The organism is Streptosporangium sp. NPDC000239, from assembly GCF_040300765.1.
GTDB lineage: Bacteria > Actinomycetota > Actinomycetes > Streptosporangiales > Streptosporangiaceae > Streptosporangium.
The window spans coordinates 67,467-90,190 of record NZ_JBEPEI010000002.1 but is presented as its reverse complement, the minus strand read 5'-3'; the positions used below and the strand labels follow the sequence as shown (position 1 = coordinate 90,190).

21 protein-coding genes are annotated in these 22,724 nt (G+C 68.9%); 16 read left to right on the top strand and 5 right to left on the bottom strand.

Annotation, left to right across the window (positions count from 1 at the left end; genetic code table 11):
- The first annotated feature begins 108 nt into the window (after positions 1-108).
- The 6 genes from ABT340_RS05930 (at position 109) to ABT340_RS05905 (ending at position 7,277) form a co-directional block, all read left to right on the top strand.
- Positions 109-1,248: a glycosyltransferase gene (locus ABT340_RS05930; RefSeq protein WP_352009545.1), complete on the top strand. Its 1,140-nt coding sequence runs from the start codon at positions 109-111 to the stop codon at positions 1,246-1,248.
- Positions 1,249-1,283: 35 nt separating this feature from the next.
- Positions 1,284-2,690 (top strand): aldehyde dehydrogenase family protein, encoded by a 1,407-nt coding sequence (locus ABT340_RS05925; protein WP_352009544.1) that lies wholly within the window; start codon positions 1,284-1,286, stop codon positions 2,688-2,690.
- A gap of 126 nt (positions 2,691-2,816) precedes the next feature.
- A complete protein-coding gene (locus ABT340_RS05920; RefSeq protein ID WP_352009543.1) occupies positions 2,817-5,903 on the top strand; it encodes a sensor histidine kinase in 3,087 nt (1,028 codons plus the stop codon).
- Complete coding sequence (locus ABT340_RS05915; RefSeq protein WP_184713289.1) at positions 5,900-6,322, top strand: roadblock/LC7 domain-containing protein; 423 nt, start codon at positions 5,900-5,902, stop codon at positions 6,320-6,322. Before ABT340_RS05920 ends, ABT340_RS05915 begins: the two co-directional genes overlap by 4 nt.
- A 9-nt stretch (positions 6,323-6,331) precedes the next feature.
- Complete coding sequence (locus ABT340_RS05910; protein ID WP_352009542.1) at positions 6,332-6,730, top strand: DUF742 domain-containing protein; 399 nt, start codon at positions 6,332-6,334, stop codon at positions 6,728-6,730.
- A gap of 7 nt (positions 6,731-6,737) precedes the next feature.
- Entirely contained in the window at positions 6,738-7,277 is a 540-nt protein-coding gene (locus tag ABT340_RS05905; protein WP_184713291.1) for a GTP-binding protein, read from the top strand.
- 96 nt (positions 7,278-7,373) lie between these two features.
- Here ABT340_RS05905 and ABT340_RS05900 read toward each other — a convergent pair whose 3' ends face one another.
- The 5 genes from ABT340_RS05900 to ABT340_RS05880 form a co-directional block, all read right to left on the bottom strand.
- On the bottom strand, positions 7,374-8,441 hold the full coding sequence (locus tag ABT340_RS05900) for a nitrilase-related carbon-nitrogen hydrolase (RefSeq protein ID WP_352009541.1): 1,068 nt from the start codon (positions 8,439-8,441) through the stop codon (positions 7,374-7,376).
- On the bottom strand, positions 8,438-9,418 hold the full coding sequence (locus ABT340_RS05895; protein ID WP_352009540.1) for an ABC transporter substrate-binding protein: 981 nt from the start codon (positions 9,416-9,418) through the stop codon (positions 8,438-8,440). The genes ABT340_RS05900 and ABT340_RS05895 overlap by 4 nt, the downstream gene beginning before the upstream one ends.
- A gap of 611 nt (positions 9,419-10,029) precedes the next feature.
- The gene (locus ABT340_RS05890; protein ID WP_352009539.1) at positions 10,030-10,812 is read right to left on the bottom strand and encodes an ABC transporter ATP-binding protein; all 783 of its coding nucleotides are present in this window, start codon (positions 10,810-10,812) and stop codon (positions 10,030-10,032) included.
- A gap of 9 nt (positions 10,813-10,821) precedes the next feature.
- Positions 10,822-11,610 (bottom strand): ABC transporter permease, encoded by a 789-nt coding sequence (locus ABT340_RS05885; RefSeq protein WP_352009538.1) that lies wholly within the window; start codon positions 11,608-11,610, stop codon positions 10,822-10,824.
- The gene (locus tag ABT340_RS05880; protein ID WP_352009537.1) at positions 11,607-12,398 is read right to left on the bottom strand and encodes an ABC transporter permease; all 792 of its coding nucleotides are present in this window, start codon (positions 12,396-12,398) and stop codon (positions 11,607-11,609) included. The genes ABT340_RS05885 and ABT340_RS05880 overlap by 4 nt, the downstream gene beginning before the upstream one ends.
- 551 nt (positions 12,399-12,949) lie before the next feature.
- Here ABT340_RS05880 and ABT340_RS05875 point away from each other — a divergent pair.
- The 10 genes from ABT340_RS05875 to rplS all read left to right on the top strand — a co-directional run bounded on the left by ABT340_RS05875 (position 12,950) and on the right by rplS (position 22,682).
- On the top strand, positions 12,950-16,066 hold the full coding sequence (locus ABT340_RS05875; RefSeq protein ID WP_352009536.1) for a sensor histidine kinase: 3,117 nt from the start codon (positions 12,950-12,952) through the stop codon (positions 16,064-16,066).
- A gap of 43 nt (positions 16,067-16,109) precedes the next feature.
- Positions 16,110-16,523, top strand: a complete 414-nt coding sequence (locus tag ABT340_RS05870; protein WP_197048434.1) for a roadblock/LC7 domain-containing protein — start codon at positions 16,110-16,112, stop codon at positions 16,521-16,523.
- Positions 16,524-16,547: 24 nt separating this feature from the next.
- On the top strand, positions 16,548-17,006 hold the full coding sequence (locus ABT340_RS05865; RefSeq protein WP_449343625.1) for a DUF742 domain-containing protein: 459 nt from the start codon (positions 16,548-16,550) through the stop codon (positions 17,004-17,006).
- Positions 16,987-17,580, top strand: coding sequence for a GTP-binding protein (locus tag ABT340_RS05860; RefSeq protein ID WP_012888558.1), 594 nt, complete (start codon positions 16,987-16,989; stop codon positions 17,578-17,580). The genes ABT340_RS05865 and ABT340_RS05860 overlap by 20 nt, the downstream gene beginning before the upstream one ends.
- A 399-nt stretch (positions 17,581-17,979) precedes the next feature.
- Complete coding sequence (ffh, locus tag ABT340_RS05855; RefSeq protein WP_352009534.1) at positions 17,980-19,527, top strand: signal recognition particle protein; 1,548 nt, start codon at positions 17,980-17,982, stop codon at positions 19,525-19,527.
- 468 nt (positions 19,528-19,995) lie between these two features.
- The gene (gene rpsP / locus ABT340_RS05850) at positions 19,996-20,448 is read left to right on the top strand and encodes a 30S ribosomal protein S16 (protein WP_352009533.1); all 453 of its coding nucleotides are present in this window, start codon (positions 19,996-19,998) and stop codon (positions 20,446-20,448) included.
- Position 20,449: 1 nt separating this feature from the next.
- Entirely contained in the window at positions 20,450-20,692 is a 243-nt protein-coding gene (locus ABT340_RS05845; RefSeq protein ID WP_184713302.1) for an RNA-binding protein, read from the top strand.
- A 135-nt stretch (positions 20,693-20,827) separates the two neighbouring features.
- Positions 20,828-21,343, top strand: coding sequence for a ribosome maturation factor RimM (gene rimM, locus ABT340_RS05840; protein ID WP_352009532.1), 516 nt, complete (start codon positions 20,828-20,830; stop codon positions 21,341-21,343).
- A gap of 1 nt (position 21,344) precedes the next feature.
- A complete protein-coding gene (trmD, locus tag ABT340_RS05835; protein WP_352009531.1) occupies positions 21,345-22,133 on the top strand; it encodes a tRNA (guanosine(37)-N1)-methyltransferase TrmD in 789 nt (262 codons plus the stop codon).
- 195 nt (positions 22,134-22,328) lie between these two features.
- Positions 22,329-22,682: a 50S ribosomal protein L19 gene (rplS, locus tag ABT340_RS05830; protein ID WP_352009530.1), complete on the top strand. Its 354-nt coding sequence runs from the start codon at positions 22,329-22,331 to the stop codon at positions 22,680-22,682.
- Positions 22,683-22,724: the final 42 nt, after the last annotated feature.

The following is a 22,724-nucleotide window of genomic DNA, read 5'->3' as shown; positions in this document are numbered from 1 at the left end:
CCGGAAAGCGCCTACGGACCCACGAACAACTGCATCGGCATCGGTGACATTCTTCGCAAGCGCGGCCACCGAGTCGTTTTCGCAGCTGAAGCTTCATGGAAAGGGAAATTGACCGCCCTCGGATTCGAGGAGGACCTGGTAGACCTGGCGCCCCCGGCCGAAGAGGAGCAGGACCCGGGACAGTTCTGGAAGGACTTCATCCGGGACACCGCGCCGGAATATCGCAAGTCGACCGCCGAGCAGCTTGAGACGGTGACCAAGCCGATCTGGGACGCGCTCATCGACGGTGTGAAGTACTGCGAACCGCGGTTGAAGGAGATTATCGAGCGCGTCAGGCCGGACGTGATCGTAGAGGACAACGTGATCACTTTTCCCGCGCTGCTCACCGCGGGCAAACCGTTCATCAGGATCGTCTCCTGCAACCCGCTTGAGGTGCGCGGCGAGGGCGTGGCGCCGGTCTTCTCCGGGCTGCCCGCCGACGACCGCTCCGAGTGGGAGGCCTTCCGCGCCGAGTACGACAGGACCCACCGTGAGGTGTGGACCTCCTTCAACGAGTGGGTCGTCGCCCAGGGGGCGCCGCCGCTGCCCGACCTGGACTTCGTCCACGAGGGCGACCTGAACCTCTACGTCTTCCCCGAGGTCCTCGACTACACCGGCGACAGGCCGCTCGGCGACACCTGGCACCGGCTGGACTCCTCGGTGCGCGAGACCGACGAGGACTTCGCGCTGCCCGAGCCGCTGGCCTCGGGGGAGGGCGCCCTCGTCTACTTCTCGCTCGGCTCGCTCGGCTCGGCGGACGTCGCGCTGATGCAGCGGGTGATCGACGTGCTGGGCACGACGCCGCACCGCTTCGTCGTCTCCAAGGGCCCGCTGCACGAGGAGATCAAGCTCGCGGAGAACATGTGGGGCGCGGAGTTCCTGCCGCAGACCAGGATCCTCCCACTGGTCGACCTGGTCATCACCCACGGCGGCAACAACACCACGACCGAGGCGCTGCACTTCGGCAAGCCGATGATCGTGCTTCCCCTGTTCTGGGACCAGTACGACAACGCCCAGCGCGTCGACGAACTGGGCTACGGCGTGCGCCTGGCCCCCTACGCCTTCACCGACGAGGAACTGACCGGCGCGCTGGACAGGCTGCTCGGTGACACCGCGCTGCGTGAGCGGCTCGCCGCGGCGGGTGAGGAGATCCGCCGCCGCGACGGCCTGCGCCGGGCCGCCGACCTGATCGAGCGGGCCGGAGCCTGACGCCCCCGGCACCATGACATGACGAGAGAAGTTCCATGAGCACGTTGATCAACCCGGCGACCGGGGAGTTCCTGTCCGAGGCGCGTGACACCCCGGTGGCCGGGGTCGCGGCGGCCGTACGGCGGGCCCGCGAGGCCTACCAGGAGTGGAGCGGGGCGACCGCGGCCGAGCGGGCCAGGGTGCTGCTGCGTTTCGCCGACCTGGTCGAGGCCGACGCCCAGGAACTCACCCGGCTTGAGGTCGGCGAGACGGGCAAGCCCGCCTCGGTCTTCCGCGAGGGCGAACTGCCCTTCGCCGTGGACAACCTGCGCTTCTTCGCCGGGGCCGCGCGCTCGCTTGAGGGAACCGGGGCCGGGGTGCTCAGCCCCGGCTACACCTCGGTGCTGGTGCGCCGTCCCGTCGGCGTCGTCGGGGCGATCGCTCCGTGGAACTTCCCGCTGGTGATGGCGGTGTGGAAGCTCGGCCCCGCGCTCGCCGCGGGCAACGCGGTGGTCGTCAAGCCCGCGCCGCGCACGCCGGGCACCACGCTGCGGCTGGCCGAGCTGTTCGCCGGGGCGGGAGCGCCCGACGGGCTGCTCCAGGTCGTCCTCGGTGGCGCGGAGGTGGGCCAGGCGCTGGTCGCCGACCCCGGCGTGGACCTGGTGAGCGTCACCGGCTCGACCGAGACGGGCCGCGCCGTGATGCGCGGTGCGGCGGTCCTCCCCAAGCAGGTCCACCTGGAACTCGGCGGCAAGGCGCCCGCGCTGGTCTTCGGTGACGCCGACCTGGCCGACATGGCCAGGGGGGTCGCGATGGGCGCGACCTACAACACCGGCCAGGACTGCACCGCCGCGACCCGCGTCTACATCGCCCGCGAGGTGTACGGCCAGGCCGTCGAGGCGCTGCGCGCGACGCTTGAGGGGATCAGGACGGGAGACCCGTGGGACCCGGCGACCGACATCGGCCCGCTGATCTCCGGTGAGCACCGCGAACGCGTGCACGGCTTCGTCGAGCGGGCGGTCGCCGCGGGCGCCTCGGTGGCGCTGGGCGGCGTCCCGGAGGAGGGGCCGGGCTTCTACTACCCGCCCACGCTGGTCACGGGAGTGACACAGGACAGTGAGATCGCCCAAGAAGAGCTTTTCGGACCGGTCCTTCTGGCTCTACCGTTTGACGACGAGGACGAGGCGGTACGGCTGGCCAACGACACCAGGTACGGTTTAGCCTCTTCGGTCTGGTCCACGGACGTGGCGCGGGCACTACGCGTCTCCCATCGACTCGACGTGGGTGTGACCTGGGTGAACGACCATCTGCCCATCGCGTCGGAGGCCCCGCACGGCGGGGTCAAGGGCAGTGGCTTCGGCAAGGACATGAGTCAGGAGGCGGTCCAGGCGTACTCGGTTACGCGCCATTTGATGATCAAGCACCAGGTTCCGGAGGCGAGAGAATCCTTCCGGCCCTCGTGAGGTTTGTCGCCAAATATCCCTTTTGTGGGGATTTAGCGGCACATACTCCATTCGAAGTGACATAAAGGATGTGCTCAAATTGCTACCGCCGTATCCAAAACCGGCGAGGGGTTACGTAGGCCAGTGATGACACAAGACCGCCGCAACCACCGTGAGTCAGCGGTGGGCAGTCGCTTCCTGCCCTCGAACTGGCGCGTGCGTCCCCGTCTGGTCGCGCTGATCCTGCTCCCCACGGCCGCGGCGGTGGTGCTGAGTGGACTCCAGCTCACCAACTCGCTGACCGGCGCCACCGAATACCGCAAGAACGCCGAGGTCGCCTCGCTCATCGAGCAGCTCACCGACCTGTCCTACGAGATGGCCGACGAGCGTGACCTCACCGCCTGGTACATCGCCGACCGGCGCAGGCAGGCGCGCCTGGCCAGGGTCAAGGACATGCAGGGCCGGGTCGACCTGACCCGTACGAAGGTGCTCACCGCGATCGACGCCCTGGGCGACGACCAGGAGCCGCGCATCGTCGCCGAGGTCGCCCAGGTCCGCAACTGGCTCAACGGCCTGTTCAGCCTGAGAAAGGCTCTCACCAGCGGCGACGTGCTTCCTCGTGCCGCCCTCGGCATGTACACGCGCATGATCGCCGACTTCATGACGCTACACGACGATCTGGGCCGCAGCGCCCGTGACCAACGTCTGGTCGGTGACGTCCTCGCGCTCGGCGCCCTCACCCAGGCAAGAGAGCAGGTCGCGAGGCAGCGCGGCATTCTGCTCGTCGCCCGCATCGAGGGCCGGTTCGACTTCGACGACCCCGCCGACTTCCTGGGCGCCTACAAGGGCCAGCTCAACGCGATGTCCACCTTCCGGTCCACCGCGTCGACGACGGACATCAAGCGTCTGAACGACGTGCTCACCGACCCGAAGATCTCCAAGGCCGACGCCATGCGCGCCCTGGTCATCTCCCGGATGCGCGAGAACCTGGGCCTGCCCAGGGAGATGGGCATGAACGCCTGGTACGAGGCCTCCTCGGCCCTCGTCGACGGACTGAACGCCGTCGAGCGAAGCCTGGCCGCCTCGGTCACCTCCCGAAGCCAGGAGCTGCAGGCCGCCGAGGAGCAGAACGCCATCGTCACCGGTGCGACGATCCTGGTCCTGCTGATCATGATCCTGCTCGTCACCGCCTGGGTGGCGGGAACGCTGGTCAGGCCGCTGCGCCAGCTGCGCAGCGAGGCCCTGGAGGTGGCCGGCAACCGGCTGCCGGAGACCGTCCGCGTGCTGCGGGAGACCGGTGAGGCCGATCCGAGCGTGGAGGTCTCCCCCATCGACGTGGACTCCCGCGACGAGATCGGGGAAGTCGCCCGGGCCTTCGACGAGATCCACCGCGAGGCCATCCGCCTGGCGGGCGACGAGGCCAGGCTGCGTAACAACGTCAACGCGATGTTCATCAACCTCTCCCGGCGCACCCAGTCGCTCGTGGAACGGCAGATCGACCTCATCGACGACCTGGAGCAGGGCGAGCAGGACGACGCCCAGCTGGCCAGCCTCTTCAAGCTGGACCACCTGGCCACCCGCATGCGCCGTAACTCCGAGAACCTCCTGGTCCTCGCGGGTCAGGAGCAGAGCCGCAGGTGGAGTGAGCCGGTTCCGCTGAGCGACGTCGTGCGAGCCTCCCTGTCGGAGGTCGAGAACTACGAACGCGTCGGCCTGCGGGTCGAGGCGGGTACCATGATCGTCGGCTCCGCCGTCAACGACATCGTCCACCTGATCGCGGAGCTCGTCGAGAACGCCATCTTCTTCTCGCCGCAGGACACCAAGATCATGGTGAGCGGCAACGCCAACGAGACGGGGGCCATCATCCTGGCGGTCACCGACTCGGGAATCGGCATGAGCGACGAGGAGCTGGCCGAGGCCAACCGTCGTCTGGCCGAGCCCCCCGCGGTCGACCTGTCGGTCTCCCGCAGAATGGGCCTGTTCGTGGTCGGCCGGCTGGCCATGCGTCACGGTATCCGGGTCCAGCTGCGCCGTCCCGAGACCGGCGGCCTGAGCGCCGTCGTGCTGCTTCCCCCGCAGGTCGTCGCCCAGTCGCCGCTCATGCCGCAGCTGGCCATGGCCGGTCAGAACGGCCCCTCGGCCCTGTCCGGCAACGACCCGTTCAGCGGGGCGCCCAGCTCCGACCCGTTCGGGAGCGTTCCCTCGATGGGCGCCGTCAGGCAGGCCCCGCCCGCCCAGCCGTCCCTGCCGGTCCCGCCCGCTCCGGAGCCCTCGATCCCGCAGACCCCGGCCCCCTCGGTCGCGGACCTGTGGTCGGCGCCGGTCGTCTCCGCGGCGGCGGTCGAGGACCTGTGGGCCTCGCCGCTCACCCCGTCCCCGCCGTCCTTCCCGCCGGCGCATCCGTCGTTCCCGGCGGGGGACCCGTCCTTCCCCACGGCGCAGCCGCCGCGTCAGTCGGAGTCGTCCTTCCTGGCCGAGCCGTCCTTCCCCGCGGCGCCGCCGTCCTTCCCGGCCGAGCCCTCGTTCCCGGCCGCCCACCCCTCCTTCCCCGCCGACTCGTCGTTCTCCACGACGCAGTCGCCGTTCCCGGGAGGCGAACCACCGAGGGGCGGGCAGCCGCCCGCATGGCCGGAGATGCCGCCGGTCGACCCGTGGACGCCGCCCAGGCGCGAGGTTCCGGACCACACCCAGGCCCTGCCCGCGGTCGAGGTGTCGCCGACGGAGCCCGAGCCCGAGGAGTTCCTGCCGATCTTCGCGGCGGTAGGATCGGACTGGTTCCGCAACACCTCCGCCGAGCTCGTGGCCGACCCCGAGGCCGAAGCCGAGCCCGCGGAGGAGGAAAGGCAGGAGACGCCCTCACCGGAGCGGTCGCTCCAGGAGGAGTCGCCCGTGCTGCCCATCAGGCGGCCGGGGCGCCAGGGACCGCCTCCTTCGGAGGAGCAGCCGGAGAGGCAGCCGTGGAGTTCCCCGTCCGACCAGGGATGGGCCGCGGCCGAGGTCGCGAAGAAGCCCGTCGAGGGCGGTGTAACCGGTTCGGGTCTGCCGAAGCGGGTGCCGAAGGCCAACCTCGTGCCCGGAACGGCCGCCCCGGCCCCGAGCACTCCGGTGGCCCCGCTGCCCCCGATATCGGCGGAGCGGGTGCGTAGTCGTCTGTCCAGTTTCCAGCAAGGCATACGGCAGGGCCGCGCCGAGATGATCGAGCGGTTGAACGCCGCTGAGGGAGAGAACCAGTGAACCACCAACTCAGTCAGGCCGCCCGAGGCTTCAATTGGCTGATCACCGAGTTCGTCAAGGAGATGCCCGGTGTGGCCCACGCGGTGATCGTCTCCGCGGACGGTCTTCCGCTGGCCTACTCGCAGGGCTTCCCGAAGGACCGCGCCGACCAGCTCGCCGCGATCACGGCCGGTCTGATCAGCCTGACCCAGGGAGCCTCCCGGGTCTTCGAGGGCGGTCCCGTCGCGCAGACCGTGATCGAGATGCAGCGGGGTCTCCTGCTGACGATGTCGATCAGCGACGGCTCCGCGCTGGCCGTACTGGCCTCGCCGGACTGTGACATGGGCCTGGTGGCCTACCAGATGACCATGCTGGCTGAGCGCGCGGGGCAGGCGTTGACACCTGCTCTTCGGGCCGAGTTGCAGTCGGCTCAGCGATAGGGAGGTGATATGGACGCACCAGGTTGGCGCCCGGGTGAGGAACCCCCAAGCACGCCTCAGGCCAAGAGCGGACGTAATCGTCTGATTCGTCCGTACGCTGTGACCGGAGGCAGGACGGCGCCCCGCATGCAGCTCGCTCTGGAGGCCCTGGTCTCCTCGGCGACCTTCATGAGCGTGGACACCGCCACGCTCTCCACGGAGTACCAGGCGATCATCTCGTTGTCCCAGCAGGTGCGCTCGGTGGCGGAGTTGTCCGCCCTGCTGCGCATGCCACTGGGCGTGACCCGGGTGCTGATCGCGGACATGGCGACCGAGGGCCTGGTGCAGATCCACCAGCCGTCGCTGGATGCCGGAAAGCCGGATCTCAACTTGCTTGAAAGGGTGCTCAGTGGGCTTCGCAGGCTCTGACGCCGGAATGACGTCAACGAAGATCGTTGTCGCCGGAGGATTCGGTGTCGGCAAGACGACCTTCGTCGGAGCGGTCTCCGAGATCATGCCGCTGACCACGGAAGCGGTTATGACGGAGGCCAGCGCGGAGGTCGACGACCTCTCGCACATCCCGACCAAGCGGACCACCACGGTGGCCATGGACTTCGGCCGGGTTTCGCTGGACCGGGACCTGATCCTGTACCTGTTCGGTACGCCGGGTCAGCACCGGTTCTGGTTCATGTGGGACGACCTCGTCAAGGGCGCCATCGGCGCGATCGTGCTGGTCGACACCCGGCGGCTGGCCGACAGCTTCCCGGCGATCGACTACTTCGAGGAGGCGGGGCTGCCGTTCGTCGTCGCCCTCAACGGCTTCGGCGGTACGCACTTACACGGTGAGGAGGAGGTGCGGGAGGCTCTGACGATCTCTCCGCACATCCCCGTCGTACGGACCGACGCCCGTTCGCGGGACGCGGTCAAGTCGACCCTGATCACCCTGGTCGAACACGTTCTGACGCTTCGCGTCTGATCTTTCTCTCCCGGTGTGGGACCCGCCACGACGGCGGATCCCACACCGGGCCGGCCTCACCGGCGAGCCGGCCCGGTCACACCGGTCTTTCTCTTCCTACTTCTCCGGGCGAACCCAGACTCCGCGCTCGTGCATCAGCTCGATCTGCCTGTCGATCACCTCGGTGCGGAACTCCGTGTGGTTGTACGGCTTGCGGTCGAGGTAGAGGTTCTTCGGGTAGATCGGCTTCTCGTAGATGAGCTGGTACTGCTCGGTCTTGAGGTCCTTGATCCAGTTGTCCCACTGCGCGTTGGCGCGGAACCTGCGCAGGGCCTCGATGTCGATCGTGCCCGAGACCCAGGAGGAGGCGCCGCCGTAGTCGTGACGCCCGACGATCTGCCCCTTGTAGTCCACGACCATCGAGTGGCCGCCGAAGGTGTCGATCGGGACGTCGGAGTCGGGGGTCAGATAGTAGGTCCCGACGTTGCAGGCGATCAGGTAGCAGTTGTTGTCCAGCGCCCTGGCCTGGTTCTGGATCGCGTAGAGCCCGTTGCCGACGTGCGGGTGCGGGTACGGCCCGCGGTAGATGATCTCCGCGCCGTTCATGGCGAGCCCGCGGGCGTTCTCCGGGTAGGAGGCCTCGTTGGCCATGAGCACGCCGATCCTGCCGATCGCGGTGTCCGCGACGGGGTAGAACGCGTCGAGCGTCTTGCCGTACAGCTCGACCCAGCGGTCCCAGACGTCGTGCGGGGTCACCGAGTGTTCGACGGGCAGCAGCGGGACCGTCTTGTAGTGCGTCATGACGATCGCGCCCTCGGGGTCGATCACCAGGCCGACGTTGAAGAAGCGTCCGGGGAACTCGGGGTGCAGGGCCTTGGCCTGGGCGACGATGTAGGTGTTCCACTGGCGGGCCAGCGCGCCGAGCCGGTCGGTCTCAGGACCGGGCACCTCGATCGCGACCTCCCTGGCGAAGTCCTCGTGGTCGAGGTCGAGGACCTCGTCGTTGAACCCCTGCAGGGCGCCCTCGGGAATCGCGATCAGGCGGACGGGCAGGTCGAGGCTGGACAGCCAGGAGGCGGCCTTGACCAGGTGTTCGATGTGCTCCAGGTTGATCTGGATCTCGTCCCGGTTGCGGACGCCGCGCATGGTGGGAACCAGGCCGACCGCCTGGTATGCCTCGATCATTTCTGTCCTCCGAGCAGGAGAGAGTTGACGTCGAACGGCTTGGGCAGGTAGCCGTACTCAAGCATCAGGTCGGAGACCCGCTGCAGCCGTACGGCGTTGGTCGTGACGGGGAAGCCGGGCAGCTGCATGATCTGCGCGGTCTGAGCGTTGATCTTGGTGTACTGGGGGATCGCCTCGGCGACGGCCTTGCGGTCGTTCGCCGCGACCGTCTGCGCCTTCAGCAGGGCGCGCTGGAAGGCGGCGACGGTCTTGGGGCTCTTGCCCGCGAACTCCGAGGTGACGAAGTAGCCCGCGATCGGGAAGCTGTCCGTGGGGCCGGCCATCGTGTCGGCGAGCTTCACACCGCCGTCGGCGGCGGCCGCGCTCACGAACGGCTCGGGCAGGAAGGCCGCATCCACCTGACCACTCTTGAGGGCCTGCCACATGTTGGGGAAGGGCACCTCGATGAAGTCAATCTTGTCGCGGACGACGTCCAGGCCGTGTACCTTCAGAGTCACGCTGGTCGCCAGCGTGGCGATGTTCTTCTTCGTGTTGACGCCGACCTTCTTGCCCTTGAGGTCCTCGACCTTGGTGACGTTCGAGTTGGGCGCGGTCAACAGGACGAAGGAGCCGGGCGTCGCGACGGTCGCCTCCGCGATCACCTTCAGGTCCGCGACGTTCTGCGCGGAGGCGGTGAAGGCGGAGACGTAGTTGCTGTGCAGCACGTCGAACCCACCGCTGAGCAGCGTGGGGAGTGCGGCCGCGCCACCCTCGATGAGGGAGAACTTGACGTTGAGGCCCTCTTCCTTGAAGAAGCCCCGGCTGATGGCGATCTGAACCGGTGCCACCTCGGGGAGCGGCAGCATACCGATGGTGATGTCGGTCTTCTCCAGGCCGTTCGCCGCGCTCGTTGCGCTTTTCCCGCTGCTGCAGGCGGTGGCGAGAACGGAAAGAGCGACGATGACCAGGCATGCTCGTGTTAGTGGACGGAACCTCATATGTGGCTCCTCGAAGAGGTGAGGGAATGCGGCATGAGTTGGACGTCCCGGAATCGGGGAGAAGAGATCAAGGAGCGATCGTAGATGCTCTCAAATCCAGCAGCAACCCTTAACGTCGGGTTTAGCGACAGTCCATAATTTATGTCCCTATATAGCATGTTTTGTTGCTGTAAGGGGTGATTTACCGGTTTAGTGAAGTGCCTACTTGACGGAATTGAGGCTCCTGTTACGGGGGGTTGCCGGTTTCCGGCCATCCGTATGTAGGGAGTTGACGCCGCCAGATCGGGCGTCGCGACCGTTTCGGGCCACCGGAATGTGTGGGGCTTGACGCTGGTATGGCATTTTCTTTCGTATCCGTACGATATAAAATGGAACGCTCTAGGCATCTGATCCGGATTTACCGGAGTCTCGAAAACCTTTTACACCGATCTTCAAACGGGGTGGTCAAGGGGCGCGGCGACGTTCGCGTGCCCCCATGTCAGAGGCGGGCCGGACGGTCGCCGCCCCGCCCGGCGCTTCTGAAGGACCCTTCAACACCGGCCCCGTCTCCCGCGTCCCGGGTGGTCGCCCCGGGACACGGGAGAGCTCTCGCGGCGTCTCTCACAGGCCTCTCACAGCGACGACGTCTGCGCGGGACGCACACCGCGCACCAGACGGCCGACCTCGCCGCGCAGCCGTACGAAGTCGGGGTGCTCCCTGGTGCCGATCTGGTCACGGGGGCCTGGCAGGTCGACCCGGAGGTCGCCCACCACCCTGGCCGGGGCCTTGGAGAGCACCACGACGCGGTCGCCGACGTAGACGCTCTCGTCGATGTCGTGGGTGATGAGCAGGATGGTCATGTTGTGCAGACCGCGGACCAGCAGGGTCAGGTCCTCCAGGTCCTCACGGGTCTGGGCGTCGACGGACCCGAAGGGCTCGTCCATCAGCAGCAGTTTCGGCCGGTAGGCCAGGGCGCGGGCGATGGAGACGCGCTGCTGCATGCCGCCGGACAACTCCCAGGGATACTTGCTCCCGGCCGAGGCCAGGCCCACCTGTTCGAGTGCCTCGGCTGCCGAGAGCGCCCGCTGTTTCCTGCCCTGGCCCTTACGGCGCAGCGGCAGCGAGACGTTGTCGGCGACCGACATCCAGGGGAACAACGAGCGGCTGTAGTCCTGGAAGACCACGGCCAGGTCGTCCGGGATCTGCGCGACGGGGGTGCCGTTGAGCGTGATCCGGCCGCCCGTCGGGCGCAGCAGCCCGGCGATGGAGCGCAGCAGGGTCGACTTGCCGGACCCGGAGGGTCCGACGATGCACACCAGCTCCCCCTCGGCGACGTGCAGGTCGACACCGCCGAGCGCGTTGTGGGCGGAGGGGCCGTTTCCGTAGGTGTGGGTCAGATTGGAGATCTCAAGCACGGAGGTTCCTCAGGTTGTCTGCTTGGCGGCGCGGTGCCAGGACAGGACCCGTCGCTCGGCGGTGAAGAACGCCAGGTTCAGCACGTAACCGAGCAGGCCGAGCACCACGAGGGAGCCCCACAGGCCGGGTGGGTCGAAGGCGCGCTCCGCGTCACGGAGCTGGAAGCCGATCCCGTTGGTACTGCCCACCAGTTCGGAGACGACCATGAGGATCAGGGCGAGGGAGAGGCTGAGCCGCAGGCCCGCGAAGATCTTCGGGGTCGCGGAGGGCAGGATGACCCGCCAGAGCCGTTGCCGGCGAGAGAATCCGAAGACCCTGGCGGTCTCCACGTGCTGGCGGTCCACGTAACGGGCGCCCTCGACGGTGTTGAGCAGCACCGGCCAGACGACGCCGAACACGATCGTGGTCAGCTGCATCGGGGTGCCGATGCTCATCAGCGGGATCAGCAGCGGCAGGAGCATCGGCGGCGGGACCGCCCGTCCGAAGTGGACGAGCGGATCGACGAAACGCGCCAGGACGACCGAGCGGCCCAGCAGCACGCCGAACACGACGCCGACGACCCCGGCGAGGATCCAGCCGGCGAAGAGCCTGGCCAGGCTGGGCGGGAAGTTGTCCAGGGCGGCGTCGCTCAGCCACAGGCGACCGGGGGGACCGGTGAGCCACAGCTCCCGCATCCTGACCGCGATCGTGGTCGGCGGAGGGAAGAAGGGGTTGTCCGCGGCCCGGGTGCCCACCTCCCACAGCACCAGCGCGACGGGAACCGGCCACAGGCGGACCAGGGCGCGTCGTACGTTCACGAGGCCACCCCCGCCCGTGCGGTGTGCCAGCGGAACAGTCTCCGCTCGGCCCCGATGAACAGGCTGTTCGTCACCACACCGAGGATTCCCGCCCAGACGGTCGCGGCGATGATGAGCTCAAGGCCGTCGGGGCTGCTGCCCGCCTTGAGGACGTAGGCGCCGATGCCGTCCGAGCCGCCGGCGAGCAACTCGGCGCTGACGGCCAGGATGAGCGCGATGCCGCCCGCGAGCCGTACGCCGGTGGCGATGAACGGCGCGGTGCTCGGCAGTGAGACTCGCCACAGTACGGCCAGCGGCCCGAAGCCGAAGCTGCGCAGGGTCTCCTTGGCCACCGGGTCGACGTCCCGCAGGCCGTACATCGTGTTGATCAGGATCGGCCAGCACGAGGCGTAGAAGATCACGGCGATCTTGAGGTCGAGCCGGTCGGGGAAGAGCAGGATCGCCAGCGGGATGAGGGCGACGGAGGGGATCGGGCGGAGGAACTCGATCAGCGGCCGGGCCGTGGCCTCCAGCCTCGGCAGGCTGCCGAGCAGCAGCCCGAGCGGGACCGTGACGGCGACGGTGAGGAGCAGGCCGAGGGTCCAGGCGAGCATGGTGGCCGCCACGTTGGTCAGGAACTCCCCGTCGACGGCGAGTTCGGCGGTCCTGGTCAGGATCGTCGAGGTCAGCGGCAGGACGTCCGGGTCGATCAGGCCCGCCCTGCCCGCGGTCTCGGCCAGGAGCAGCAGCGCCGTGACCCCGAGCGCGCCGCAGAACACCCTGTTGCGCAACAGGGCCCGACCGCTCACCCGACCTGCTCCGCGTGAGACGTCCGGCTGATGGGTCCGAGGCGCATGGGGTCTCCTTAGGGGGCGGTTGGCCGTTCGGGCCTGATCCGCCGGAAGCCGTCATGCGATGGAGATGGTCCAAGAAAGCGCAGGATGAGGGGGCTCCCGGCCGTGCAGCAGCGTAGCGGAGGGGGTGTGCTTAATCGCAAGTATTGGCTAATAGGGGTAAATCGGACAAATATGGACTTTTGATGTCGGGTTTTCGGATGGGCCGGTGGCGAATCGGAGCGTTCCAAACTCTCCGGCCGAAGGGACGATGACATGTTGTGAAAGAGTGGGCGCCGGGGCGGATATCCCCGTATAAATCTGCTCGGGAGGCCCGGTGGGGGTTGCCCGGTTGCAAGCATCTAGTCCCGATTGCCCATAAGTTGCGACTTATGGGCTATTGGCCGAACTGTTCGGGCTATGCTCCAATAACCCTCGCCCCAAGGATGCATCCGCGTCACGTGAAGATCAGATGCATGACAGGATTCCCCTCCAATCAGACAAACGAGGAGAGGTAGCGGAGGCCAGTGAGGACGGCAATCCCCAGTGAACGCGAATCCGGGCTGGTTGCTGCCCAGGTCTTCGGCGAGACGGAGGCGCAGGAGGACGGCGCCCAGGCGGTGAAGGCCACCAAACGCGGGCGGCGTGACAGCACCCGTGAGAACGGCAGCAGGTTCGCGTTCAGGAACTGGCGCGTGCGGTCGCGACTGATCGCACTCATCGTCATCCCCACGACCGCGGCGATCGTCCTCGGCGGGCTGCGCGTGGTCGCCTCGGTCAACAACGCGGCCGAGTACGAGCAGGTCAGGGTGGTCGCGGAGCTCTCGGCCGACCTGAGCGGCCTGGTGCACGGCCTGCAGCTCGAACGCGACCTGGCCGCGAGATACGTGGCCCAGGGCCGTCTCCGTGGCGCCCGCGCCAAACTCGACGACCAGTACGGCGTCGTCGACAAGATCGTCACGGTCGTGCGCGAACGGCTGCGCACCGCCGCGGCCGGTGACTTCGCCTCCCGGGAGCGGGAGGACATCGCACAGATGAGCACCCGCCTCGACGAGCTCGCCAACGTGCGCAAGACCGTCGTCGGCAGCGCGCTGCCCGCCCAGCCCGTCATCCAGACCTACTCCCAGACGATCGGCGACCTGCTCGCGCTCCACGAGAAGATCGTCCAGGTCGACGCCGACCAGTCCCTCAGCAGCAGCGCGGCGGCCTTCGCCGCCCTGGCCAGGGCCAAGGAACAGGCCTCAAGAGAGCGGGCCGAACTCGCCGTCGCCCTCGCCAACAGGCAGTTCAGCACCGAGGGCCTCGACGAGTTCATTGTCGCCCGCGCCCAGCGCGACAGCGAACTGGCCGCCTTCAGGGGCGAGGCCTCGCTGGACCAGCGCCAGTTCTACGACGACACCGTCAGCGGCCAGAAGGTCGACCGAGCCGAGTTCATCCGCCTCAGGTCCCTCGTCCTGGCCACCGCCAACGCCCCCCTCGTCGGCGTCAGCGCGACCGGCACCGGCGCGGGCGACCAGACCCAGTGGTTCGACGCCTCCAGCGTCATCATCGACAAGATGCGCACGGTCGAGAAGGCCGTCGCCGACTCGGTCATCACGCAGAGCCGCACCCTCCAGGAGGCCGAGCAGCAGGGCGCGATGATCGCCGGAGGCGCCAGCGGCCTGCTGCTCCTGCTGGTCCTCATCGTCACCACGATCATGGCGCGCTCGCTGGTCAGGCCGCTGCGCAGGCTCCGCACCGAGGCCCTGTCCGTCGCCGAGCAGCGCCTGCCGGAGACCGTCCAGTCGCTGCGCGAGAGCGGCGACGCCGACTCGGTCAAGGTCCAGCCCATCGGCGTCAACTCCGACGACGAGATAGGTGAGGTCGCGCGCGCCTTCGACGAGGTCCACCGCGAGGCCGTACGGCTCGCGGGCCAGGAGGCCACGCTGCGCAGCAACGTCAACGCGATGTTCGTCAACCTCTCCCGCCGCAGCCAGACCCTGGTCGAACGCCAGCTGTCCCTGATCGAGAGCCTGGAGCAGGGCGAACAGGACGAGCACCGTCTCGGCAACCTGTTCCGCCTCGACCACCTCGCCACCCGCATGCGCCGCAACAGCGAGAACCTGCTGGTCCTCGCGGGCCAGGAACCCGCCCGCAGGTGGAGCCAGCCGATCCCGCTCATCGACGTCGTGCGCGCCTCGCTGTCCGAGGTCGAGAACTACGAGCGGGTGGCCCTGCACCTGTCGGCGGGCGTCTCCGTCGTCGGCACCTCCGTCAACGACGTCGTGCACCTCATCGCCGAGCTGGTGGAGAACGCGATCTCCTTCTCTCCCAAGGAGACGAAGGTCGTCGTGTCCAGCAACCGGATCGACGGCGGTGGCGTGATGGTCTCGGTCGCCGACGTCGGCATCGGCATGACCGCCGACGAGCTCACCCAGGCGAACTGGCGTCTGGCCAACCCGCCCGTGGTCGACGTCTCGGTCTCCCGCAGAATGGGCCTGTTCGTGGTCGGCCGCCTGGCCCTGCGCCACGGCATCCGCGTCCAGCTCAGGCAGCAGGACAGCGGTGGCCTGACCGCCATGGTGCTGATCCCGGAGAACCTGCTCTCCGACGCCGACTCCCGTCAGGCGCCGGTCACCAACGGCGGCGGCGACTGGTCGGCGGCCATGGGCCCGCAGGAGCGGGCGGTGATGGACCGCCCGCCGCTGCTGGCCAGCCCGACCCTCGACCCCACCCAGTCGGCCTTCACCTCCTTCGACGTCACCCAGAGCCCCTTCGACCAGTTCGACGTACGGCAGCAGCTCGCCTCCTTCGAGGCGCCGAACAGCCCCGCCGGGATCGACCACTTCAGCCAGTCGCCCTTCGACAGCGTGTGGTCCGGCCAGGTGCCGCAGCAGGGAGGCGGCCCGAGCTGGTCGAACCTCTCCTCGGACGCGACCGGCTGGTCCGGCTCCCCGCGCCCGGGTGAGCCCGGCGGGCCAGGAGGCTGGCCGATCGCCTCCCAGCCGGACACGAGCGTGTGGCCGGACGCGCCCGCGCGCGGCGACTCGGGCATCTGGAGCAGCACCCCCGCCAAGGAGAACGACGGCTCCTGGCCCGGCCCGCCCGGCCAGAACGGACGTCTCTTCGACAGCAGCGTGTTCGAGCCCTCGGACAACACGGGCCCGCTGCCCGTCGTTCCCGAGCCCTCGCTCATGGAGGAGGCGAAGGAGGAGTTCCTGCCGATCTTCGCCGCCGTCGAGTCCGACTGGTTCAAGAAGGTCGAGCCCACTCCCGAGAAGCCGGAGAAGGTGGAGGAGCCCGGGGCCGTCGTCCCGCCCCCCGTGGCCCCGCCCTCCGACGTCTGGTCCTCGCCCGCCGACGCGGGCTGGCAGGCGGCGCGGGCGGCCAGTGAGCCGACCCTCGGCGGGATGACCGGAGCCGGGCTGCCCAAGCGGGTGCCCAAGGCGAACCTGGTTCCCGGTACGGCCGCGCCCGGCTCGGCCGCGGCCCCCCAGACCCCCGCGTTCAGGCCTTCCGTCTCCCCTGAAGCGGTACGCAACCGCCTGGCGAGCTTCCAGCAAGGAGTACGGCAGGGCCGCGCGGTCGCCAGGGGCGAAGTCGGTGAGGGACAGCCCTATCCCGACTTCAGCCGTGACGTTGAAGGAAACGAGGAAGACCGGTGAGCGAGCTCGCCCCGGTCGCCAAGGAGGATGACACGTGCGCGAAATGAGCCAGGCCGCCCGGGGGGTCAACTGGCTGATCACCGACTTCGTGAACAACGTCCCAGGCGTTGCCCACACGGTCGTTGTGTCGGCCGACGGCCTGCCGTTGGCGTATTCCGATGGATTCCCCAGGGACAGGGCCGACCAGCTCGCGGCGGTCGCCGCCGGGCTGATCAGCCTGACCCAAGGCGCCTCCAGGGTCTTCGAGGGCGGAGCGGTCACCCAGACCGTGGTCGAGATGCAGCGAGGACTGCTGCTCATCATGTCGATCAGCGACGGCTCCTGCCTGGCCGTACTGGCCGCGGCCGACTGCGACATGGGTCTCGTGGCCTACCAGATGACCCTGCTTGTCGAACGAGCGGGCCAGGTGTTGACACCGGCGGTCCGCGCCGAACTCCAGGCCTCACACCCCCGGTGATGGCGACGACCATAGGAGGATGCCGTGGCAGGCCGCGGCTGGCCCGGTGAGGGAGACCCGCTAGGCGGGCCTCCCTACCAGTCCATGGACGACCCCCACCGGCAACAGGGTGGTCCTTCACATCTCATGCAACCGGCACCCGTGGAGCAGAGCTCCCTGGTCAGGCCGTACGCCGTCACCGGAGGGCGAACCGCCCCCCGGACCCAGCTCGCCATGGAGGCCCTGGTCTCCTCGGCGACGTCCGCGCACCACGATCTGTCCAACCGCACGCCGGAGTACCAGGCCATCAGCGCCCTGTGCCGGCAAGTGCGCTCGGTCGCCGAGATCTCCGCGATGCTCCGCATCCCGCTCGGCGTCACCCGGATCCTGGTCGCGGACATGGCGGCTGAGGGACTGGTCCAGCTGCACCAGCCGCAACTGGACGCGGGCAAGCCGGATCTCAACCTGCTGGAAAGGGTGCTCAGTGGACTTCGCAGGCTCTAGCCGCGGCGGCGGCCTGACATCGACGAAGATCGTCGTCGCCGGTGGCTTCGGTGTGGGCAAGACCACGTTCGTGGGAGCGGTCTCCGAGATCCTGCCGCTGACCACGGAGGCGGTGATGACCGACGCCAGCGCCGGCATCGACGACCTCGGCCTCACCCCGAACAAGACGACGACCACGGTCGCGATGGACTTCGGGCGCGTCTCCCTGGACCGGGACCTGATCCTGTACCTGTTCGGCACGCCGGGCCAGCACCGGTTCTGGTTCATGTGGGACGACCTCGTGCGCGGCGCCATCGGCGCAATCGTGCTCGTCGACACCCGGCGGCTGGCCGACAGCTTCCCGGCGATCGACTACTTCGAGGAGGCCAAGCTCCCCTTCGTCGTCGCGGTCAACGGCTGGGACGGGACCTACCTGCACGGCGAGGAGGAGGTGCGCGAGGCGCTCACGCTGGCGCCGCACATCCCGATCTCGCGCACCGACGCGCGCTCCAGGGACGCGGTGAAGGCCACGCTCATCACACTGGTCGAGCACGCCCTCACCATGCGGATGGCCGTCCCCGGCTGGGGCCGCTGAGACAGTCCCGCCCGGCCGGGGCGCCCGGGACCCGAACCGCGACCGGCGGTCCCGGCGTCTCGTCATGTCCACTGTGCGTCACTGTGCGCCCACCGTGCGCCCACCATGTGCTTGTCGCGCGCCCACCGCGTGTCCATCGTGTGCCCACTGTGTGCCCACTGTGTGCCCACGGCCGTCACGGCCCCGGACGTCCCGGCGTCCGTGCCCCCTGCCCGGTTCCGCGAGAGCGGGCGCGGTCTCCCGCGGGACCGGGCAGGGGGCACGGACGTACCGTCGCCGCCCGCGCGACCGGTACGTCGCGGGCATACCACCGTCTCGCGAGGGCGTGTTCCGCCCTCTCCAGCGGATAGGCTGGGATGTCGAGTCGCAGACCCGAGAGCGCAGAGGCTGGCCAATCACGTGTTCGAGACGCTTTCCGACCGGCTGACATCGGTCTTCTCCTCCCTTCGTTCCAAGGGGCGCCTGTCCGAGGCCGACATCGACGCGACCTGCCGCGAGATCCGCATCGCGCTGCTTGAGGCCGACGTCGCGCTGCCGGTGGTCAGGACGTTCGTGGCCCAGGTCAAGGAACGGGCCAGGGGCGCCGAGGTGTCCCAGGCGCTGAACCCGGCGCAGCAGGTCGTCAAGATCGTCAACGACGAGCTGGTCGAGATCCTGGGTGGCGAGACCCGGCGGCTTCGCTACGCGAAGAACCCGCCGACCGTCATCATGCTCGCGGGTCTCCAGGGCGCCGGTAAGACCACCCTGGCCGGCAAGCTCGCCCGCTGGCTGCGTGAGCAGAACCACACGCCGCTGCTGGTCGCCGCCGACCTGCAGCGCCCCAACGCGGTCCAGCAGCTCTCGGTCGTCGCCGAGCGTGCGGGCGTGGCGGTCTACGCCCCCGAGCCCGGCAACGGCGTCGGCGACCCGATCGCCGTGGCCCGCCAGTCGGTCGAGCACGCCAGGCGCCAGCAGCACGACATCGTCATCATCGACACCGCGGGCCGCCTGGGCATCGACCAGGAGCTGATGAAGCAGGCCGCCGACATCCGCGACGCGGTCTCCCCGGACGAGGTCCTGTTCGTCGTCGACGCCATGATCGGTCAGGACGCGGTCTCCACCGCCCAGGCCTTCATGGAGGGCGTCGGCTTCGACGGCGTCGTGCTCACCAAGCTCGACGGCGACGCCCGGGGCGGTGCCGCCCTCTCGGTGCGTCACATCACCGGCAAGCCGATCATGTTCGCCTCGACGGGTGAGAAGCTTGAGGACTTCGACGCCTTCCACCCGGACCGGATGGCCTCCCGCATCCTCGACATGGGTGACATCCTCACCCTGATCGAGCAGGCGCAGAAGACCTTCGACGAGCAGGAAGCCGCCAAGATGGCGGGCAAGCTCACCTCCGGCGAGGGCTTCACGCTCGAAGACTTCCTTGAGCAGATGATGATGGTCCGCAAGATGGGCCCCATCAAGAACCTGCTCGGCATGATGCCCGGCATGGGGCAGATGCGTGACCAGATCAACCAGGTCGACGACCGTGACCTGGACCGCGTCGCCGCCATCATCCGCTCGATGACCCCGGGCGAGCGCCAGAACCCCAAGATGATCGACGGCTCCCGCCGCGCCCGCATCGCCAAGGGCTCCGGCGTCAGCGTGACCGAGGTCAACAACCTGGTCGTCCGGTTCTTCGACGCGCAGAAGATGATGAAGCGCATGGCGGGCGGCCTGGGCATCCCCGGCATGCCGGGCGGGCGCAAGAACAAGGGCGCGCAGAAGAAGGCCGCCAAGGGTCGCAGGGTCAGCGGCGACCCGCGCAAGGCCGCGCTCGGCAAGAACGCCTCCGCCGCGGCCCCCGACGCCCCCGGCGCGGGCGGCGCCCTCGGCAGGCTCGGAGCCGGTCAGCTTCCTCCCGGCCTTGAGCTCCCGCCGGGCTTCGACCCCTCGAAGTTCAAGCTTCCCGGCCAGAAGTGACCGGAGACGACCGGTTCCATCGGCGGGCCAGATGGATCTGGGTGGCCATCATGGTCGGATTCATCATCATGACGGCCCTCGAACTGCTGGGGGTGCGCCCCCGGTGAACGTCCTCTCCCGGCCTCGGGCGGGGGAGGACGGCGCTTCTTCCGGCTGAAACGGGTCCGAGGACGGCCGCCTCGCCCATGGCGGGGGCTTCGTGGTGGCCGCCCGGCGCCGCGAAGCGGGCCGCACGCCCACCGCGCACACGCGGATTACCGAGATTTGCCGTCCGCGTGCCGTGCGGGATGGGGCGTCGTTGGTCGGGCACCTCTGTGCGTCTGGCAGAATGACATGTTGGAACATCGTGGTCACGTGGGTGCCCTCTCACCCCCGCGTGCCGCGCCTGTCCCCTGAACGGTCCTCTCCTCGTACCCCACTCGATGAGACGCCGCTCACCCACGCTCTAATGCAGGAGAGACCACACCCGTGGCAGTCAAGATCAAGCTCAAGCGGCTCGGCATGATCCGCAACCCGCAGTACCGCATCGTCGTCGCCGACAGCCGCACCAAGCGTGACGGCCGGGCGATCGAGGAGATCGGTCTGTACCACCCGAAGGAGAACCCTTCGCGCATCGAGGTCAACGCTGAGCGTGCGGCCTACTGGCTGGGTGTCGGCGCGCAGCCGACCGAGCCCGTGCTGAAGCTCCTCAAGCTCACCGGCGACTGGCAGAAGTTCAAGGGCGAGGCCGCTCCGGCTCCGCTCAAGGTGGCCGAGCCCAAGGCCGACCGCCACGCCCTCTACGAGGCCGCGGCCAAGGAGGCGCTGTCCCTGGACAACGCCACCACGCCGAGGAAGTCCGCCAAGAAGGCGAAGGCCGACGAGCCTGCCGCCGAGGCCCAGGAAACGGCCGCGGAGGAGAAGCCGGAAGGCGAGGCCTGAGGTGCTTGAGGAGGCCCTCGAGCACCTGGTGAAGGGCATCGTCGAACATCCCGACGAGGTCCAGGTTCACGCGCGCCGCATCCGCAGCGGTCGTGTGCTTGAGGTCCGGGTCCACCCCGAGGACCTCGGCAAGGTCATCGGCCGTGGCGGCCGTACGGCCAAGGCGCTCCGCACCGTGGTGAACGCCCTGGGCGACGGCAAGTACATCCGGGTCGACCTGCTCGACCTGAACGAGGCCCGTTAGAGGTCCCTCTCCCCGGGCGTTCCGGTCCGGGGAACGGGGTCAGGCACCCACATGAGATCCACCGGCGAACGGGTCACCCACCCAGTGTGGGTGGCCCGTTCGTCTTCTCACACACCACTATCTCGGGAGGCGGGCGTGCAGCTTGTCGTAGGCCGGATCGGCCGTCCCCACGGACTTCGCGGCGAGGTGTCCGTCGAGGTGCGCACCGACGACCCGGAGCGGCGCTTCGCTCCCGGGGCCGCCATCGCCACCGACCCCGCCGCCGCGGGCCCGCTCGTCGTCCGGTCGAGCCGCAACCACGCCGGGGTCCTGCTGGTCAGGTTCGAGGGCGTCGACGACCGCGACCGGGCCGAAGGGCTCAGGGGCACCATGCTCGTCATCGACTCGGCGGACATCCCGCCCTCCGACGACCCGGACGAGTTCCACGACCACCAGCTCATCGGCCTGACCGTGCTCACCCCCGACGGGGAGCGCGCCGGTGAGGTGTCCGACGTGCTCCACCACGGGCAGGACCTGCTCGTGGTGCGCAGGCAGGGCAGGGAGGTCTACGTGCCGTTCGTCAAGGCGCTGGTGCCCGTGGTCGACCTGGAGAAGGGGCACCTCGTCGTGGACGCGCCCGCAGGCCTGCTCGACCCGGACGAGGCCGTCTGACATGCGCGTCGACATCATCTCGATCTTCCCCGAGTACTTCGCGCCGCTCGGCGTCTCCCTCATCGGCAAGGCGCGTGAGCGCGGCATCCTGGACGTGCGCCTGCACCAGCTGCGCGACTGGGCCCACGACGTCCACCGCACCGTGGACGACACCCCCTACGGCGGCGGCCCCGGCATGGTCATGAAGCCCGACCCGTGGGGCGAGGCCATCGACGCCGTCCTCTCGACCGGCCAGGACGCGCCCGCCCGGATCATCGTGCCGACCCCGAGCGGCGTGCCCTTCACCCAGCGGCTCGCGATGGAGTACGCCGCCGAGCCGTGGCTGCTGTTCACCCCCGCCCGCTACGAGGGCATCGACTCCCGCGTCATGGCCGAGTACGGCACGCGGACGCGGGTCGACGAGGTCAGCGTCGGCGACTACGTGCTGGCCGGTGGTGAGGCCGCGGTGCTGGTGATGGTCGAGGCCGTGGGACGGCTGCTGCCCGGGGTGCTCGGCAACGCCTGCTCCGCCGTGGACGACTCGTTCGCGCCGGGGGCGATGGAGAACCTTCTTGAGGGGCCCGTCTACACCAAGCCCCCTGAGTGGCGGGGACACGAGGTCCCCGAGATCCTGCTGTCCGGGCACCACGGCCGGATCGCCAGGTGGCGGCGGGACGAGGCGCTGCGCCGTACCGCGAGAAACCGGCCCGAGCTGCTGGCCGCGCTCGACCCGCGGGGCCTGGACAAGCACGACCTGAAGCTCCTGGCGGAGCTGGGACAGCCCGCTCAGGAGGGCGACCACCCGGTCTGACGTGCTGATTTCCGGTCGGTCGGAGAAATATGGCAAACTGAAGCGTTGCCGCTTGCTGTCCACGGGTTGGCGCGCGCAACCGGGCGGACGGCCCGGTTCCCAGACACATCCAATTCAGCACGTGTGTCCATCGCGATGCCGCCCGCCGCGGCCGGATGAACCTCCACGTGCTCATCTAGACGAGGTACCACTGTCATGCACACGCTGATCAGCGAGATCGAGAAGGCCTCGCTCCGTTCCGACATCCCGGCCTTCCGCCCCGGCGACACGCTTGAGGTTCACGTACGGGTCATCGAGGGCAACCGGTCCCGTATCCAGGTGTTCAAGGGCTTCGTCCTGCGCCGCCAGGGCGGTGGCTCCCGTGAGACCTTCACCGTGCGCAAGGTCAGCTACAGCGTCGGCGTCGAGCGCACCTTCCCGGTGAACAGCCCGGTCATCGAGAAGATCGTCGTGGTGACCCGTGGTGACGTCCGCCGCGCCAAGCTCTACTACATGCGCGACCTGCGCGGCAAGGCCGCCCGCATCAAGGAGAAGCGCGAGGCTCGCTGACGCGCCCGCATTCGAACGTTCTGGCCCGCTCCGCCGTCGGTG

Bases quoted from the DNA above. Each gene is read 5' to 3' on its own strand.
- ABT340_RS05925 (WP_352009544.1), top strand. From the start codon at position 1,284: ATGAGCACGTTGATCAACCCGGCGACCGGGGAGTTCCTGTCCGAGGCG.
- ABT340_RS05920 (WP_352009543.1), top strand. From the start codon at position 2,817: ATGACACAAGACCGCCGCAACCACCGTGAGTCAGCGGTGGGCAGTCGC.
- ABT340_RS05910 (WP_352009542.1), top strand. From the start codon at position 6,332: ATGGACGCACCAGGTTGGCGCCCGGGTGAGGAACCCCCAAGCACGCCT.
- ABT340_RS05905 (WP_184713291.1), top strand. From the start codon at position 6,738: ATGACGTCAACGAAGATCGTTGTCGCCGGAGGATTCGGTGTCGGCAAG.
- ABT340_RS05900 (WP_352009541.1), bottom strand. From the start codon at position 8,441: ATGATCGAGGCATACCAGGCGGTCGGCCTGGTTCCCACCATGCGCGGC.
- ABT340_RS05895 (WP_352009540.1), bottom strand. From the start codon at position 9,418: ATGAGGTTCCGTCCACTAACACGAGCATGCCTGGTCATCGTCGCTCTT.
- ABT340_RS05870 (WP_197048434.1), top strand. From the start codon at position 16,110: ATGAGCCAGGCCGCCCGGGGGGTCAACTGGCTGATCACCGACTTCGTG.
- trmD (WP_352009531.1), top strand. From the start codon at position 21,345: ATGCGCGTCGACATCATCTCGATCTTCCCCGAGTACTTCGCGCCGCTC.
- rplS (WP_352009530.1), top strand. From the start codon at position 22,329: ATGCACACGCTGATCAGCGAGATCGAGAAGGCCTCGCTCCGTTCCGAC.